A 17,128-nucleotide genomic window follows, 5' to 3' on the forward strand; every position below is an offset into this window, starting at 1 on the left:
TCCAACGCGGTGCCTGGCACCGGCTCCGCCGGTGTTCGCGGCGGTTCGACGCCTCGACACGCCCGCTCCCACAAGGTCACTGCCAACTAAATGAGTTATGTGTTGTTCTATGAGAGGCGGCTCCGGCAATTTCGGCTGTGATGCCGAGATCCTGGGGCCGCTACGCAGCCCTTTCGCGACGCAAGGCCGCTCCCACAGAACTGTACATGACTCATTGAATTAGCAGGGACTCTGTGGGAGCGGCTTTAGCCGCGAACACCGGCGCAGCCGGTGCCATGCACCGCGTTGGATTCTTCGCGGCTAAAGCCGCTCCCACAGGGTACGCGGACCGCTTGCGAATTCAGTTCTCTACGTGACAGCGCAGCGCAAATGCATGCCCGCATGATGACTGCATGCACTAGCCTCGTGAGGCCACTTCGGCGAGCACCTCGGCCGAGGTGGTGACCTGGCGGAAGTGATGCTTCCACAGGTCGATGCCCAGCTTGCCCGACCTGTCGAGCGAAGAGCCTACCGTCATGTCGGTGACCAGGGTGGGCATCAGCCCCGCATCGAACAGGGCGAAACCGGCGGCCAGCACACAGGTTTCGGTCTGCAGCCCACATACCAGCACGCGCTCCACACCCAATTTCTTGATGTATTCGATGGCCTCGGCGCTCTGCCCGTAGCCATGCTTGACGAACACCTGGTCGGCCTCGACCAGGCTGTCGTCCTCGGCCGCCGGGTGCCAGCCAAGCTGGCGCTCGAACGGCGTGACCTGTTCGTCGTGCAACTCGACCGAGGCGATGGTGGGGATGTTCGCCGACAACCGGCGCAGGCCATCGACCAGCCACTCGGGCGGGCTGAAGGTGGACTGGACATCGACAATGAGCAAAACCTGGCGCATGGGCGGATTCCGGGCATGGGCAAAGGCGCGGAGTATAACGCGATCGCCTGTGGCAAAGGCCTCAATGCCACGCTGCCAGGCTGTCCCCCTGGCGGAAGAATGCCCTCAGGTGCTCGACGAAGCACGACACCTTGGCCGACAGGTTCAGGCGTTCCAGGTACACCGCATAGATATCCGCAGGCGGCGTGTGGTAATCGCCCAGCACCTCCACCAGGCGCCCGCTGCGCAGGTGGTCGGCCAGGTTCCACTCGGCCCGCAGCAGGATGCCCTGCCCGTCCAGCGCCCAGTTCAGGGCGACCTCGCCATCGTTGGTGCTGAGGCTGCCACGCACCTTCACCGACTCGCTCTGCTTGCCGCGGCTGAGCCGCCAGATACCGAACGCGGCGTCGTTCTGGCGCAACACGATGCAGTTGTGGCTGGCCAGGTCCTTTGGCGATTCGGGGGTACCGTGGGCTTCCAGGTAACCGGGCGACGCGCACAATCGGCGGCGGTTGGCCGCGATCTTGCGGGCGATCAGCCGCGAGTCGGGCAGATCGCCAAAGCGGATGGCCACGTCGATGGCGTCGTTCGGCAGGGCAATGGGGCGGTCGGTCAGGTGCAGCTGCACCTCCACCTCGGGGTAGCGCTTGGCAAACGACGACACCGCCGGCCCCACGTGGGTACGGCCAAAGCCCAGCGGCGCATTGACCCGCAGCAAGCCCTTGGGCTCGGCGCGGCTGCTGGACACCTGCCGCTCCATTTCCTCGATCTCGCCCAGTATGCGCTTGGCATTCACCAGGTAAGTCTCGCCCTCGGCGGTAAGGCTGATGCTGCGTGTGGTGCGGTTGAGCAGGCGCACGCCCAGGCGCTGTTCCAGCTGGGCCAGGCGCTTGGAGACCGCAGGCGGGGTCAGGTTCAGTTCGCGAGCAGTGCCCGCCAGGCTACCCACCCTGATCAGCTGGGTGAAGAACGCCAGCTCCGATACCGGATTCATAATTAACCTGAGGGAAACAATGAGTTGAATTTCATTGTATTACAGCGTTTTTGAAAAACCATTACCTTTTGCCCTGCGTGATTAACCACAAGAAAGCTGGGCTCTTCGGCCGCCAAGGCCAGGTGTGACCTGCACCCCTCACGAGCAGCCCGGCCGCCAGATAAATCCGACTCACAACAATAATTCGGAGACGGCAATGGCCAAGCGATTGTTCGGCAAGTTGTTCGGCAAGCTCTACGTACAGGTATTGATCGGCGTAACCCTCGGGGTGCTGATCGGAGTGTTCTGGCCACAGGTTGGCGCTGACCTGAAGCCCATTGGTGATGCCTTCATCAAACTGATCAAGATGGTCTTCGCCCCGATCATCTTCGCCACGGTGGTGCTGGGCATCGCCAAGATGGAAAACATGAAGGAACTCGGCCGCGTCGGCGTGCGTGCGCTGATCTACTTCGAAGTGCTGTCCACCTTTGCCCTGGTACTGGGGCTGGTGGTGGTCAACATCGTGCAGCCCGGCCAGGGCATGAACGTCGACCCTGCCACCCTGGATGCCAAGAGCATCTCCACCTACACCGCCGCGGCAGCCGGCAACAGCGGCGGGTTCATCGATTTCCTGCTGCATGTGATACCCGGCAGCGTGACCGATGCCTTCGCCAAGAACGAGATCCTGCCGATTCTGCTGTTCAGCACCCTGTTCGGCATCGCCCTCTCCCACCTGGGCCCGCGCGGCAAGCCGATGGTGGATGTGCTCGAAGCGTTCTCCCACGGCATGTTCTTCATCGTCGGCATGATCATGCGCGTGGCACCGCTGGCCGCCTGCGGGGCCATGGCCTTCACCGTAGGCAAGTACGGGCTGGGCTCGATCGTTTCGCTGGGCAAGCTGATGGCGACCATGTACCTGACCTGCTTCCTGTTCGTGGTGGTGGTGCTGGGCGCCATTGCCCGGCTGTGCGGCTTCAACCTGTGGAAGTTCCTCAAGTACCTCAAGGAAGAACTGTTCACGGTACTGGGTACCAGCTCATCCGAGTCGGTGGTGCCGCAACTGATGAACAAGCTGGAAAAGGTTGGCGTGTCCAAGCCTGTGGTCGGCCTGGTGATCCCCTCGGGCCTTACCTTCAACCCGGACGGCCAGTGCATCTACTACACCATGGCCGCCATCTTCATCGCCCAGGCCACCAACACACCGTTGACCCTGATGGACCAACTGATCGTGCTGGGTGTGCTGCTGCTCACCTCCAAAGGCTCTGCAGGCGTAACCGGCTCGGGCTTCATCACCCTGGCCGCGACCCTGGCGACCATGGACAACATCCCGGTGGCCGGCATGGTCCTGCTGCTGGGCGTGGACCGCTTCATGTCCGAAGCCCGGGCCATCACCAACACCATCGGCAACGCGGTCGGCACCGTGGCCATCGCCAACTGGGTGGGTGCGCTGGACAAGCAGCGCATGGCCCAGGCCCTGGACGGCCAGCTGCCGGCCGACCCCGAACCCGAGGCCGCTGTGCCGCACCCTGCCCTTGCACGCATGGAGGTCGGCACACCCGCACCCTGACCTTTCGAAAAACAGCAAAAAGAACCCGCCTTGTGATGCAGTGAGGAAATAATCATGGACAAAGAACAGCCGTGTCATCGCTTACCGACGTGATGGCCAAGTTCACCGCCTATATCGGCAAGCGCCTGCCCCGCGACGTCAAGGAAAAGACCGCCAAGTTGCGCGCCGCCGAAACCAACCCGCTGGCCATCGCCGTGTACGACTCGATGGCCGACAACCAGGAATACGCCGACAAGCTCAACCGGCCCAGCTGCCAGGACACCGGCGTCATCCAGTACTTCGTCTCGGCGGGCGCGCGCTTTCCGCTGCTGGGCGAGATGGAAGGCATCCTCGAGAACGCCACCAGGGAAGCCACCATCCAGGGGCCGCTGCGCCACAATGCGGTGGAAACCTTCATCGAGAAGAACACCGGCACCAACACCGGCTCGAAGATCCCGTGGCTGGACTGGGAAATCATTCCCGATGCCGACTACGCCATCGTCGACGTGTACATGGCCGGCGGCGGCTGCACCCTGCCTGGCTCGGCCAAGGTACTGATGCCGGGGCAAGGCTATGAAGGGGTGACCGAGTTCGTCTTCGATGTCATTACCTCGCGCGGTGTCAACGCCTGCCCGCCACTGCTGGTGGGTGTAGGGGTATCGACCTCGGTGGAGACGGCGGCACGCCTGTCGAAGAAGGCCATCCTGCGCGAAGTGGACTCAAGCCACCCCAACGAAAGCGCGGCGATGATGGAAAAGCTGCTGGAGGATGGCCTCAACGAAATCGGCATCGGCCCGCAGGGCCTGACCGGCAACAGCAGCGTGATGGGCGTGAACATCGAGTCTTCGGCCCGCCACCCGTCCACCATCGGTGTGGCGGTGTCCACCGGCTGCTGGGCGCACCGCCGCGGCAAGATCCGCATCAACGCCGACCTCTCCTACGACATCCTCTCGCACGAAGGGGTAGTACTGTGAAAAAGATCCTGAGCACACCTATCAGCGACGAAGACCTGGCCAACCTCAACGTGGGCGATGTGGTCTACCTCACCGGCCAACTGGTGACCTGCCGTGACGTTGCCCACCGCCGGCTCATCGAACTGGGCCGCGAGCTGCCGGTCGACTTGCGTGGCGGCGCGATTTTCCACGCAGGCCCCATCGTCAGGAAGAAGGACGATGGCAGCTTCGAGATGGTCTCCATCGGCCCGACCACCAGCATGCGCATGGAAAAGTTCGAGAAGCAGTTCATCGAGCAGACCGGCGTAAAGCTGATCGTCGGCAAGGGTGGCATGGGCCCGGAGACTACGACCGGTTGCCTGGAAAACAAGGCAGTGCATGCAGTGTTCCCGGGCGGTTGCGCGGTGCTGGCGGCGACCCAGGTGGAAGAGATCGAGCGTGCGGAATGGCAGGACCTGGGCATGCCGGAGACGCTATGGGTGAACCGCGTGCGCGAGTTCGGCCCGTTGATCATCTCCATCGACACCAAGGGCAACAACCTGTTCGAGCAGAACAAGGCCCGGTTCAACGAACGCAAGGGGGCGGTGATCGAGAAGATCAACAGCCAGGTGCGGTTCATCAAGTAACTGCGTGCGACATGGGGCCGCTTTGCGGCCCATCGCGACACAAGGCCGCTCCTACAGGGGATCTCCTGTAGGAGCGGCCTTGTGTCGCGACGGGCTGCGCAGCAGCCCGTGCATTTCAAGCCAACAGCTTTTCCTGCGGTTCCTCAAACCGACAGGTTGAAGTCCGCTGCGGTCACCGTGGTTGCATCCGCCACTCCCACCAGGCGGATGGAGTCGGTAGCACCGATGCTGACCAGCGTGTCCGCGCCGTCATCGGCGATGGTAACGTTGGCGGCAAAGGTGGCCGCGGTGATGTTGAAGGCGGTGATATCCAGCAGGTCCTGCCCACCCGTCGCATCGCTGTCGAAGTTGATGATCAGGTCATTGCCGAAGCCTGCGGCGAACTGGAAGACATCATTGCCATCAGTGGCCATCATCGTGTCATCGCCCGCGCCGCCGTTGACCGTGTCGTTGCCAGCCGCACCGTTGATGAAGTCACTGCCGTTACCACCCGACAGGATGTCGTTGCCATCATCGCCGAACAGCGTGTCGTTGCCTGCCCCACCGTTCAGGATGTCGACACCGAGACCACCATCCAGGCTGTCGTTGCCGTCGCCACCGTTGAGGGTGTCATTACCTGAGCCACCAGTGATGACGTTATCCAGGGCGTTACCGGTACCGGTGAAGTTGGCGGCGCCGAAGTACCTCAGATTCTCCAGGTTGTTGCCCAGCGTCCAGCTGGTCAGCGTCGTGCGCACCAGGTCGGTACCACCGCCGGCCTGTTCAACGAGCACGTCGCCGGCATTGTCGACTACATAGCTGTCATTGCCGGCACCACCCACCAGTTGGTCGATACCCGCACCACCATTGAGGAAGTCGTTACCGGCTCCGCCGACGATGGTATTGGCCAAGGCATTACCCACGCCGACGAAGTTGCCGGTGCCGGTAAAGGTCAGGTTCTCGAGGGTCGCGGCCAAGGTGTAGGTTGCCAGGCTGGTCTGCACCTGGTCCGTGCCGCCGCCAGCAGCCTCGGTGACAGTGTCACCCAGGTTATCGACAACATAGGTGTCGTTGCCGGCACCACCTGTCATGGTATCTGCGCCTGCCCCACCGTTCAGGACATCATTGCCCGAGCCGCTGGTAATGACGTTGTTCAGGGCGTTACCGGTACCGACGAAGTTGCCGGCGCCGAAGTAGGTGAGGTTCTCCAGGTTGTTGCCCAGCGTCCAGCTGGTCAGCGTCGTCCGCACCAGATCGGTACCAGCCCCTGCCTGTTCCACCAGCACGTCCCCGGCATTATCGACCACATAGCTGTCGTTGCCGGTACCGCCTACCAACAGGTCGATCCCCGCACCGCCGTTAAGGAAGTCGTTTCCGGCTCCGCCGACGATGTTGTTGGCCAGGCCATTACCTACACCTGCAAAGTTGCCGGTGCCGGTAAAGTTCAGGTTTTCCAGGGTTGCCGCCAGGGTGTAGCTCGCCAGGCTAGTGCGCACCAAATCGGAGCCACCGCCCAACACCTCGACGACGATGTCTGCGGCGTTGTCGACGACAAAGGTGTCGTCACCAGCTCCGCCGATCATTGTGTCCGTACCGAGCCCGCCGTTGAGTGTATCGTTGCCAGCGTTGCCAGTGAGGATGTCATTACCTGAACCGCCAGTAATGACGTTGTCCAGGCCGTTACCAGTACCAACGAAGTTGGCGGCTCCGAAGTAGGTCAGGTTCTCCAGGTTGTTGCCCAGCGTCCAGCTGGTCAACGTCGTGCGCACCAGGTCAGTACCACCGCCTGCCTGCTCCACGAGCACATCGGCAGCATTGTCGACCACATAGCTGTCGTTACCGGCACCACCCACCAGCTGGTCGATACCCGCACCACCGTTGAGGAAGTCGTTGCCGGCACCACCGACGATGGTATTGGCCAAGGCATTACCCACACCCGTGAAGTTGCCGGTGCCGGTGAAGCTCAAGTTCTCCAGGTTAGCGCCCAAGGTGAAGCTTGCCAGGCTGGTCTGCACTAGGTCCGAGCCCCCGCCAGCCGCCTCGCTGATGGTGTCACCAGCGTTGTCGACGACGAAGGTGTCGTTGCCAGCGCCGCCCGTCATCGCATCTGCACCGAGCCCACCATTGAGCACGTCATTGCCGGCACCGCCGTCGAGGATATCGTTGCCCTCACCGCCATCGAGCGTGTCGTTGCCATCACCACCGAACAACTGATCAAACCCGGTCAGGCCGATGAGCGTATCGTTACCAGCCAGACCAAGCAGGACGTCGTCACCCACTGTGCCGGTCAGGGTATCTGCGGCGGTTGTACCAACCAGCGTCACGCCTGGCACCCCCGGCACTTCCGCCGTCGCTGCAGAAGTCACAGTTTCCTGGGCGCCGAAACCGTCGGTGTAGCGCACCAGCACGCGCAGTTGGAAGTGGGCCTGCGACGGACCTGGGGTGAAGGTAGCGGCAGTCGCACCAACAATGTTACTGAACGACGTACCAGTTCCTTGCTGCCACTGGAAGCTGAACGCCCCCAGCCCGTCCAGGTCGGCAATACTGCCGGTAAGCGCCGTCAACGTCTGCCCCAGGGCTGGCGTGGTGTCGCTGATCAGCACGGCACCGGTAGGCGCATCGTTGACGTTGGCCACCGGGTCGAGGATGTCGGAGGCGATGCTTTCCTGCACCCCGACGTCATCCACATAGCTGACCACCACCCGCATGTTCTGCCCCACCTGTTCCTGGGTAAGGACAAAGGTGCTGCTGATGGCGCCGGCAATATTGACCCAACCGAGCCCGCGGTTGGACTGCCACTGGAAGGTGAACTGCGGGTTGCTCAGGCCGTCGGCATCGACGATGGTCGCGGTGTTGGCGGTGAGGGTCTGGTTCTGCACCAGCAGCCCGGTCACGGTCGGCCCGGCGGTCGGCGCGCTGTTCGCCGACGAATCGACGATTTCCAGCGTGCCCTTGGCGTCCTGGTACACCGCCCGTACGCGGATGTTCAGCCCCGCCACATCGTCCGTGACCCGGTAGGTGGCGCCGGTGGCCCGGGAAACTTCGCCGGCAGCGACGAAGGTGATGTCTTCATAGACACCCGAACCTGGCAGGGTCTCGACTTGCCAGTAGTACGCCACAGGGCCGTTGATGGCGCCGCTCGCATTGGTGGCGCTGACATTGTCGGCATCGTGCACCGCCACGTTGCTCACCCGCAGCAACTGGCCGCTGACCGATGTGTCGTTACGCAGGCCGGTGACAGCGTCGAGGATCGCCAGGTGGCCCGTTGGGCCGGCGTTGACCGCAGTGCCCACACCGGAGGCCTGGGCGCTGTCGGAGAACTGCAGGCGCTCGATACCGGTCAGGCGGTCGACACCATCACGCCCGTCCACCAGGTCAGTGACGATCACCGAGTTGCCATCGACCACCACGCTATAGTCGGTGGCTACCCCCGAGAACACCGCCGTGTCGTAGCTGTCGGTGCCGCTCAGGATTTCACGGACGATCACCAGCTGGCCCGGGTTGTAGGTGCCATTGAGCATCAGCGGCACCATCGGCTCCATGCTGTCGAAGCTGGCGATTTCCGGGCCGGTGCCGTCGCTGTTGGCGCGCACGCTGATGCGCACGTTCAGCCACTTGTCACCGTCGAGGATGTCGTCGCCGCCACGGCCTTCGATCAGGTCGCTGCCGCTGCCGCCGAGGATGATGTTGCCACCGTCGTAGAACGTTGCCCCGGCAGCCAGCAGGCCGGACAGGCCGTCGATCAGGCTGATGTTGGTCAGCACGCTGCCGTTGGCGCCGTTGGTAGGCAAGGTGGCAGAAGTTTCGCTGTCACCGCGCAGGAAGTCGCCATGGGCCGAACCCGACAGGCCTTCCATGATGTCGAAGCGCACCAGCGCAGACGCGCCCGAGCCCGGTACCGGCGGCACATCGAAGAAGCGATCGCTGAAGTCAGCAGTCACGCCTTGGGCCAGGCCCTTGAAGGTCGCCCAGTCGTAGCCGGAACCACCGATGTAGCGGTCACCGAAGCCCAGGCTGCCGACCATGATGTCGTCGCCGCCTTCACCGTTGAACTTGTCGTTCTCGTTGCCACCGATGAACACGTCGTTGCCGATGATCGGGTCGTTGCCGAGCGGGTCGAAGTTGTCACCAGGCGCACCGTCCGAGGTGCCCTTCTCGATCCAGTCGTCACCTTCGTTGCCCATGTCCTGCTCGTTGGCCTTGCTGCCGAGGATAAAGTCGTTGCCCTGGCCGCCAATGGCTTCGGAGGCGTCCTCACCGGTGACGATGAAGTCGTTGCCGAAACCGCCGATGATCAGGTTGACGCCATTACCGCCGTGCAACACATCGTTGCCGTCGCCGCCCTGGATGTTGTCGTCACCACCCATGTCGCTGATGATGTCGTCGCCGGCACCACCACGCAGCTGGTCGTTGCCGTCGCCACCCTCGATGCGGTCGTTGCCGCCATCGCCCCAGACCGTATCGTCACCCTCGCTGGACACCAGGATGTCGTCACCCTCGGTGCCGCCCAGCACGATGTGCTCGGCACCGGCATAGCGGATGTAGTTGGTGTCCGGGCCTGCCGTCAGCGGGCTGTCGCGGAACACCACCTGCTCGCCGTTTTCGCCCAGTGGGTCGAGGTTGCCCAGGCCTTCGTTGAACTGCTTGCTCTGGTCCACTTCCAGGTAGAAGCCCGGGTCGGAGAACACCAGGCCCGGCAGGTGGGTGGCCGAGGTGTTGGCCATGATCAGCTTGGCGAACGAGTTGCTTTCCAGCTCGGCGTTCATCGACAGGCCGGCGGTGCGCTCCAGGTAGTAGAAGCGGTCGCCATCCTGCAGTTTCTCCATCTGGTTCTCGAACACGAAGTTGAAGGTGCTGCCGAGCATGCCGCCGAACGGTGTTTTCGCTTCGGCCAGGCCGCCAATCCACAGGTCGATGGCATCGACCCCGGTCACGGTCACTGCCCTCAGGTCATCGGCGGTACCCAGCACGCCATCCCTGCCAGGCAGCGTGACGTTGGCGTAGGCTCCGGTGCTGTTGAGGAAGTCCAGGCGATCGGTCGGCGCGCCGTCGCCGCCGAACACCAGGGCCATGGCCGCCGCGCGTTTCTCCAGCAACGTGGTGGCCCCGGTGATGGTGCTATGGGTGCCGTAGGCGGCGATGAAGTTGATCAGCGACTCCGGATGCTTCAGGTGCTGCACCAGGTCGACCCAGCTGGTGTAAGGCTTGAGCTGGGTATCGCCGGTTTGCGCGTAGATGTCGCGGCGCACAGCGTTCAACGAAGGAATACCGACGTCGCGGCCACGGGCGATGTTGATCGCCGGCAGGTCCAGCGGCAGACCGAGCAGGTTGTTGCGCAGCGCCTCGGTGACGAACTCGTCGATCTCGTTACCGGCCTGGCGGGTGACCCCGCGCACGATGGCACTGGTGGCATCCTCGGGGGTGACGCCACTGGCGGCATACGCCAGCGGGTTGAGGAACGCCGCGATCAGGCCCAATTGCTGGTCGGGGTTGGCGCTGGCCGGGTCGCTGATGACGGTGAAGTCGACGTCGAAGCGGTCGACGGTCTCGGTCAGCATCGAGTGGCCGAAGCGGTACACGGTGTGGGCGAATTCGGCCACGATCGACGCATCGAGGTCGACGTCATACACCTGGGTCGGGGCGAAGAACAGGTCGACCCGCGGTTGTACGGTGCGGGCGAACTCCTCGAACACCAGGTGCTGGTACTGCATCTCGGTACCGAACTTGGCGGCCTGGAACAGCCGCTCGCCATTCCACACCAGCGCGTCGATTGCGGCCTGGTCGGCCGGCAGCACGGTTATCGGGTTGAGCAGCCACTCGTTGATGAAGGCCAGGTCACCCGAATCGAGCACGGTGTCCATGGTCTGCGCCACCAGCCGGTTGTGCTCGGAGTGGAAGATCGCATGCACGGCAGTCAGGCCGATGTTCTCGTTGACCCGGCCGTCGCCGGCGATGTAGTGCGCATCGAGCAGTTCGTTGTCGTAGGCCAGGTTGGCGCCAGTCTGCGGGTTCACCGGCACGGCATTGCCCACATCGGTATCGGCATCAGGCACCAGTACGCCGTTGCTGAACACCGGCACGGCATTGTGGGCGATGTCGGCAAGGAACTGGTGACCGGTGCGCACGGCATTGGTCAGGTCGATCGGCGCCAGCGGGTTGCCTTCGACCTGCTGGTCGTCGGCCGTGCCGGCAATGCCGTCTGCCCCTTTCATGATCACCATCGGGAAACCGTTGGGCCCCTTGATGAAGTTGCCGTAGGCATCGGTCGCCAGTAGCGGCACGTTGTCGACGTCTGCGTCGGTCAGGTTGATGCCCAGCACGTCACGGGCTTGGGCCTTGACCACCTTCCAGGTCGCCATGCCACCAATTTCGGTGTCGTCGGCGGTACCGTAGCGGCCGTCGGCGCCCAGGTCCCGGTTGGTGATCAATCGGCCGGTGGCGATAGGCCCGTCGTCGGTCAGCAGATAGCCGCGCAGGAACACCTGGTGGGAAGGATGCGAGCTGTAGGTCTGGTTCTGATCCACGAACGGGGTGGTGGTATTGGTGTGCTCGTGGATGTCATCGGCGTTGCCGAGGATGCCATCCGGCCCAGGCAGGTTGGTGGCACGGGTCACCACCATGAAGTTGGCGGAGCCACCTTCCACGAACAGCGGATCATCCGGCTGCAGCGGGATGAAGATGGTGCCCGAGCCCCCCTTGGTGACCAGGTCCAGGCCATGGTCGAAGAACTGCCCGAAGAAGGTCATCCAGGCGTTGAACGGCGCAGACAGGCCAGCATCGGCGGCGGTGTTCTCGAACAGGTACACGTCGTGGTCGTCGGCGGTGCCGAACTGGCCGTCCAGGCCCGGGCTGGCGACGATGCGCACGCCGTCCTTGAGCACGTCGTCGTTGCCCACGGCACCGAAGTTGAGCACGCCGTCCGCACCCGGGTCATACGCGGTGGCATAGGCCGCCGGGTTGTTGGAAGTCTGGTCGACGACCAGGTTGCTGATGGTGCGCGGCTGCGAGTCGAACACCGGGCCGCTGGTCTGCTCGTAAGACGAGCCCGGAATGGCCGGCGAGCCAGGGCCGAAGAAGCCGGCCGGTGCACCTTCGGCCGGGTTGAACACCGGGTCGGTCAAGCGCGGGAAGACGTTGTCGGCGGCACCGAACTGGGTGTTGTTGATGCCGTTGAGGTTCATCAGGTTGTTGTTCGAGCCATCCACCGCACGCAAGCCCAGCGGCGCACGGATGTTGGGCAGCAGCGAGAGGATGTCTGCCCCGTTGGCATCTGCCTCGGCGATCTTGATCTGGTCGAGGATGAAGTTGAGGTCGGAACGCACCATGTGCAGCCCGGCACCGCCAGCAGTGGCATCCGCCACCGGCGTGGCTGGCGTCGGTACCACAGGCGCGCCCGGTTGCACCACGGTAGTGGGCTGGGAGAACAGCACTTCGGTGGTGCCATGGGCGTCCTGGTAGATCGCCTTGACCCGCAGCGACAACCCGGCCAGGTCCGGCGACACCTTGAACGTGGTGCCGTCGGCACTCTGGAACGCCAGGTCGCCGGCCGGCAGCAGGATGATGTCTTCGAACACGCCACTGCCCGGGGTGGCCTCGAACTGCCAGTAGTACGACACCGAACGGTCGGCGAGCGTGCCCAGCGGGTTGCCGGCACTGATGTTGTCAGCATCCAGCACGCCGGCCACGTTTACGGTAAGGACATCGCCCACGGTGATCGCACCGCCGTTGCCATCAGTAATGGCCGGGCTGCCGGTAGGCTGCGCATTCAGCCCCTCCACCAGCACCCGCTGGCTGTCGGCGAACTGCAGGCGCTCGATGTGCAGCAGGGTATCGACGCCATCGCGGCCATCGACGTTGTCGGTCACTGTCCAGACATCATCGGAAGTGTCGAGCGTACCTTTGGTGTTCTGCGTCACCGTGTACTCGCTCTGCACCCCCGAGAACACTGCCGTGTCGAACGCCGCGCCTCCCGTCGAGGTGCCGGGCAGGATTTCCCGCACGGCCTTGAGCTGGCCTGGGTTGTAGGTGCGGTCGAGCATGAACGGAATCATGTCGACCATGCTGTCGAAGCTGGCGATCTCAGGGCCGGTGTGGTTGACGTCTCCTGGGGCATACACGGCGATGCGCACGTTGAGCCACTTGTCACCGTCGATCAGGTCATCGCCCCCACGGCCTTCGATCAGGTCGCTGCCGTTGCCGCCGAGCATGATGTTGCCGGTGGCAAAGCCGGTGGTTGGCAACCCGGCATCGGCCAGGAACTGCTGCAGGCCACGGATCAGTGCCACGTTGGTCAGCGCACTGCCGGTGGCACCGCCGTGGTTGAGGATGGTCACGGCATCGACATTATCGCCCTTGAGCACATCGGCGAAGTTCGAGCCGGACACGCCCTCGACCTCGGCAAAGCGGTCGAGGATGGAAGCCGGCGAGGCGCCGACCGGGTTGAAAATACCGGTGTTCTGGTTCGGTGCGTTGCCATGGGGTTGAGCCAGGGCGGCCAGGGTCAGGTCGACGGTGACGCCAACCTGGTCATTCTTGTTGGTAATCCAGTCGAAGCCGGACATGCCGTCCATCTTGTCCTGGGCGTCGCTGCCGACAAAGATGTCGTCACCGCCCTCGCCGATCATCTCGTCAAAGCCACCGCCACCGACGAAGATGTCGTTGCCGACCACTTCGTCACCCAGCAGCGGCGCAAAGTTGTCGCCGGGCGCACCGTCCTGGGTGCCCTTCTCGATCCAGTCGTCACCCTCGTTGCCGGTCGGTGGCAGGTTGGTCTTGGCGCCGAGGATGAAGTCGTCGCCCTGGCCGCCGAAGGTGGTGCTGATGTCCTCGGTGGTGATGATGAAGTCCTGGCCGTTGCCGCCCAGGATCAGGTTACCGCCCACCAGCATGCTGCCGGCGACGATCACGTCGTTGCCGTCGTTGCCTTCCAGGCGGTTGTCGCCAAAGGAGTCGGTGATGATGTCATCACCGGCACCGCCCAGCACCGCATCATTGCCCGCACCGCCTTCCAGGGTGTCGTTGCCGGCGTCGCCGTAGACAGTATCGTCGCCCTCACCGGAGATGATGATGTCGTTGCCGGAAGTGCCGCCCAGCACCACGTGGTCTTCGCCGGTGTAATGCAGGAAGTTGGTGTCGGTGCCCACCGTATCGGGGTTGTCGCGAATCACCAGCGGCACCACTTCGACGCCGTTGATCATGATGCCGCCCGTCGGGTCGGCCCGGCCATCGGCCCCCAGCCCGGTGAACTGGTTGGCCTGGTTCACCTCGAGGGTGAAGGTCGGCGTGAGGAACACGGTGTTGGACAGGTGGGTGACATCGGAGTTGAGCATGATCAGCTTGGCGAAGGAGTTGTTCTCCAGCTCGGTGCCAAAGTTCATGCCCGCGGTGCGCGACAGGTAGTAGAACCGGTCGCCGTTCTGCAGGGCTTCCAGCTGGGTCTCGAAGACGAAGTTGAAACTGGAGCCGAGCATGCCGCCGAATGGCATTTTCTGCTCGGCCAGGCCGCCGACCCAGAAGTCGATGTCATCGACGCCGGTCACGGTCACTCCGGTGATGTCATCGGCGGTGCCGGGGATGCCGTCCGCGCCGACCAGTGTCACGTTGGCGTAGGCGCCGGTGCCGTTGAGGAAGTCCAGGCGGTCCGCTGGCGCGCCGTCACCGCCAAGCACCAGCGCCACGGCGGCGGCGCGCTTGGCCGCTTCGGTGTCCGCCCCGGTGATGGTGGCGTGGGTACCGTAGGCGGCGATGAAGTTGATCAGCGACGCCGGGTGCTTGAGATGGTCGGCAAAGTCGGCCCAGCTGATGTAAGGCTTGAGCTGGCTGTCGCCGGTCATGGCATAGAAATCGCGCCGCGCCTCGTTGAGGGTGGGGATGCCGGTGTCACGGCCACGGGCAATGTTCAGCGCGGGCAGGTCCAGCGGCAGGCCAAGCAGGTTGTTGCGCAGCGCCTCTGTGACGAACTCGTCGATTTCGTTGCCCAGCTGACGGGTGACGCCACGGATGATCGCGCCGGCCGCTTCGTCGGCGGTAGCGCCACTGCCGGCGAAGGCCAGCGGGTTGAGGAAGGCAGCGATCAGGCCGAGCTGCGGGTCGCCGTTCACCGGGGAGAACGCCGGATCGAAGCGGTCGACGGTCTCTGTCAGCATCGAGTGACCGAAGCGGTACACCACATGGGCGAACTCGGCGAGGATGGCCGGGTCGATCGAGGTGTCGTAGCCGTTGGGGGCCAGGAACTCGTCGATCTGCGGCTGGATGGTACGGGCGAACTCTTCGAACACCAGGTGCTGGTACTGCATCTCGGTGCCGAACTTGGCCGCCTGGAACAGCCGCTCGCCGTCCCATACCAGCGCAGCGATTTCGGCGGGCGTGGTGGGGATGGCAGCGACATCATCGATCAGCCACTGGTTGAGGAACGCCACGTCGCCGGAAGCCAGCAGGGTGTCCTTGGTCTGCTGCACCAGGCGGTTGTGCTCGGAGTGGAACACATGGTGCACGGCAGTCAGGCCGATGTTCTCGTTCACCCGGCCGTCGCCGGCGATGTAGTGGGCGTCGAGCAGTTCGTTGTCGTAGGTCAGGTTGTTGCCACCCGGCCCCACCGGCTGTGCGTTGCCGACGGCAGTATCGGCGTCGGCCTGCAGCACACCGTTCACGATCACCGGCGCGGCGTTGTGGGCGATGTCGTCGAGGAAGCCATGCCCGGTGCTCACGGCATTGGCCAGGCTGATCGGCGCGTCGCGGTTGCCTTCGACCAGCGTGGTGACGTCGTCGGCGGTGCCGGCGATGTTGTCGGCGCCATTGCTAACGCGCATCACCACCTGCGGCATGCCGTTGGGCCCGCGCACGAAGTTGCCGTAGGGGTCGGTGGCCAGCAGTGGCACGCTGTGCACGTCGGCGTCGGTCAGATTGATGCCGAGTAGGTCGCGGGCCTGGGCCTTGACCACCGCCCAGGTGGCCATGCCACCGCTTTCGCCGTTGCCATCGTCGGCGGTGCCGAAGCGGCCATCGGCACCCAGGTCACGGTTGGTGATGAGCCGCCCGGTGGCTACCGGGTCGCCTGCGGCATTGAGCGTGTATTCACGCAGGAACACCTGGTGCGAGGGGTGCGAGCTGTAGGTCTGGCTCTGGTCGACGAACGGCGAAGTGGTGTTGGTCTGGCCATCGTCGGCGGTACCCACAACACCATCGGCGCCTGCGGTACGCACAGCCCGTGGCAGCACCATGAAGTTGGTCGGGCTGCCTTCGACGAACAGCGGGTCGTCCGGCTGCAGCGGGATGAACACGAAGTCGGTGCTGCTCTTGGTGACCAGGTCCAGACCGTGGTCGAAGAATTGGCCGAAGAAGGTCATCCAGGCGTTGAAGCCGGCGGTCAGGCCGACGTCGGGCGACACGTTGGGGATGAAGAACACTTCGGTGTCGTCAGCGGTGCCGAACACCCCGTCGATGCCGGGGCTGATCACCGGAGCGGCACCACCATTGGCCTCGACCGCGGCCGGGTTGTTCGCCGTCTGGTCGACGATCAGGTTGCTGATGGTGCGTGGTTGCGAATCGGTGACCGTGCCGGTGCCGGCATAGTCGCCGCTGAAGGAGGGGCTGAGCAGGCGCAGGAACGAGTTGTCGGCGGCACCGAACTCGCTCTGCCCGGTTACCAGGTTGTTGTAGCTGCCGTCCACGGTGCGCAGGCCGAACGGTACCTGGCTGTTGGGCAGCAGGTCGGTCAGGCTCGCGCCATCGGCGTGGGCTTCGGCGATGAAAATCTGTTGAAGGATGAACTCCAGGTCCGACTTGCTGAAATCTGCCATTTCAATTGCCCTCGATCTGTCCGGAGATGACACAGGGCAACAGGGTCCTTCCCGCGCCCAGTCAGTGTTGACGTGCGCAGATACTGGTTCGGTGGTCCAGGTTCAGTGGGCACAACACTCTTGTGCTGGCCCCCACTGGCCTCATCATTCGCAAGCCGGCACCCACCATCCGGGGAGCCTTGTTAAGCATGCGATACAGCTGTAACGCACATGCATCGACCCCAGCTCGCACAGGGCCCGAATACATCAGACTAAAGTCGCAGGCGAAAAGGTTGTCAATATCCCGTCGAAAAAATCATCGGCCGATGATAATGCGATGCAAATAGCTGTTTTTTTGGCACTTATGAAAAGTTCAAAGACTTCATAGAGCGAAACGATATTACCGGCTATG

Annotated in this window: 6 protein-coding genes; 3 read left to right on the forward strand and 3 right to left on the reverse strand. The window is 63.6% G+C overall.

Translation table 11 applies throughout. The features are described 5' to 3' along the window. Positions 1-397 precede the first annotated feature (397 nt). Positions 398-883: an isochorismatase family protein gene (locus CAG46_RS21730; RefSeq protein ID WP_085619174.1), complete on the reverse strand. Its 486-nt coding sequence runs from the start codon at positions 881-883 to the stop codon at positions 398-400. A 61-nt stretch (positions 884-944) separates the two neighbouring features. Further along, positions 945-1,856, reverse strand: a complete 912-nt coding sequence (locus CAG46_RS21735; RefSeq protein WP_085619176.1) for a LysR substrate-binding domain-containing protein — start codon at positions 1,854-1,856, stop codon at positions 945-947. A 196-nt stretch (positions 1,857-2,052) separates the two neighbouring features. Between CAG46_RS21735 and CAG46_RS21740 the strand changes: the two genes are divergently transcribed. From CAG46_RS21740 to ttdB, 3 genes are all read left to right on the forward strand, one after another. Beyond that, positions 2,053-3,402 carry a dicarboxylate/amino acid:cation symporter gene (locus CAG46_RS21740; RefSeq protein ID WP_085619178.1) on the forward strand — a complete coding sequence of 450 codons (1,350 nt, stop codon included), beginning with the start codon at positions 2,053-2,055 and terminating at the stop codon, positions 3,400-3,402. Positions 3,403-3,494: 92 nt separating this feature from the next. Continuing rightward, positions 3,495-4,355, forward strand: a complete 861-nt coding sequence (gene ttdA, locus CAG46_RS21745; protein ID WP_085619180.1) for a L(+)-tartrate dehydratase subunit alpha — start codon at positions 3,495-3,497, stop codon at positions 4,353-4,355. Then, entirely contained in the window at positions 4,352-4,960 is a 609-nt protein-coding gene (gene ttdB, locus CAG46_RS21750) for a L(+)-tartrate dehydratase subunit beta (RefSeq protein WP_003259286.1), read from the forward strand. The genes ttdA and ttdB overlap by 4 nt, the downstream gene beginning before the upstream one ends. Positions 4,961-5,103: 143 nt before the next feature. On the opposite strand, the gene CAG46_RS21755 is transcribed toward ttdB, so the two are convergent. Continuing rightward, the gene (locus tag CAG46_RS21755; protein ID WP_085619182.1) at positions 5,104-16,737 is read right to left on the reverse strand and encodes a peroxidase family protein; all 11,634 of its coding nucleotides are present in this window, start codon (positions 16,735-16,737) and stop codon (positions 5,104-5,106) included. Positions 16,738-17,128: the final 391 nt, after the last annotated feature.

Origin of the sequence: Pseudomonas sp. B23(2017), from assembly GCF_002113725.1 — a bacterium.
GTDB lineage: Bacteria > Pseudomonadota > Gammaproteobacteria > Pseudomonadales > Pseudomonadaceae > Aquipseudomonas > Aquipseudomonas putida_Z.

Bases quoted from the DNA above. Each gene is read 5' to 3' on its own strand.
- ttdA (WP_085619180.1), top strand. From the start codon at position 3,495: ATGGCCAAGTTCACCGCCTATATCGGCAAGCGCCTGCCCCGCGACGTC.
- CAG46_RS21730 (WP_085619174.1), bottom strand. From the start codon at position 883: ATGCGCCAGGTTTTGCTCATTGTCGATGTCCAGTCCACCTTCAGCCCG.
- CAG46_RS21755 (WP_085619182.1), bottom strand. From the start codon at position 16,737: ATGGCAGATTTCAGCAAGTCGGACCTGGAGTTCATCCTTCAACAGATT.
- CAG46_RS21735 (WP_085619176.1), bottom strand. From the start codon at position 1,856: ATGAATCCGGTATCGGAGCTGGCGTTCTTCACCCAGCTGATCAGGGTG.
- CAG46_RS21740 (WP_085619178.1), top strand. From the start codon at position 2,053: ATGGCCAAGCGATTGTTCGGCAAGTTGTTCGGCAAGCTCTACGTACAG.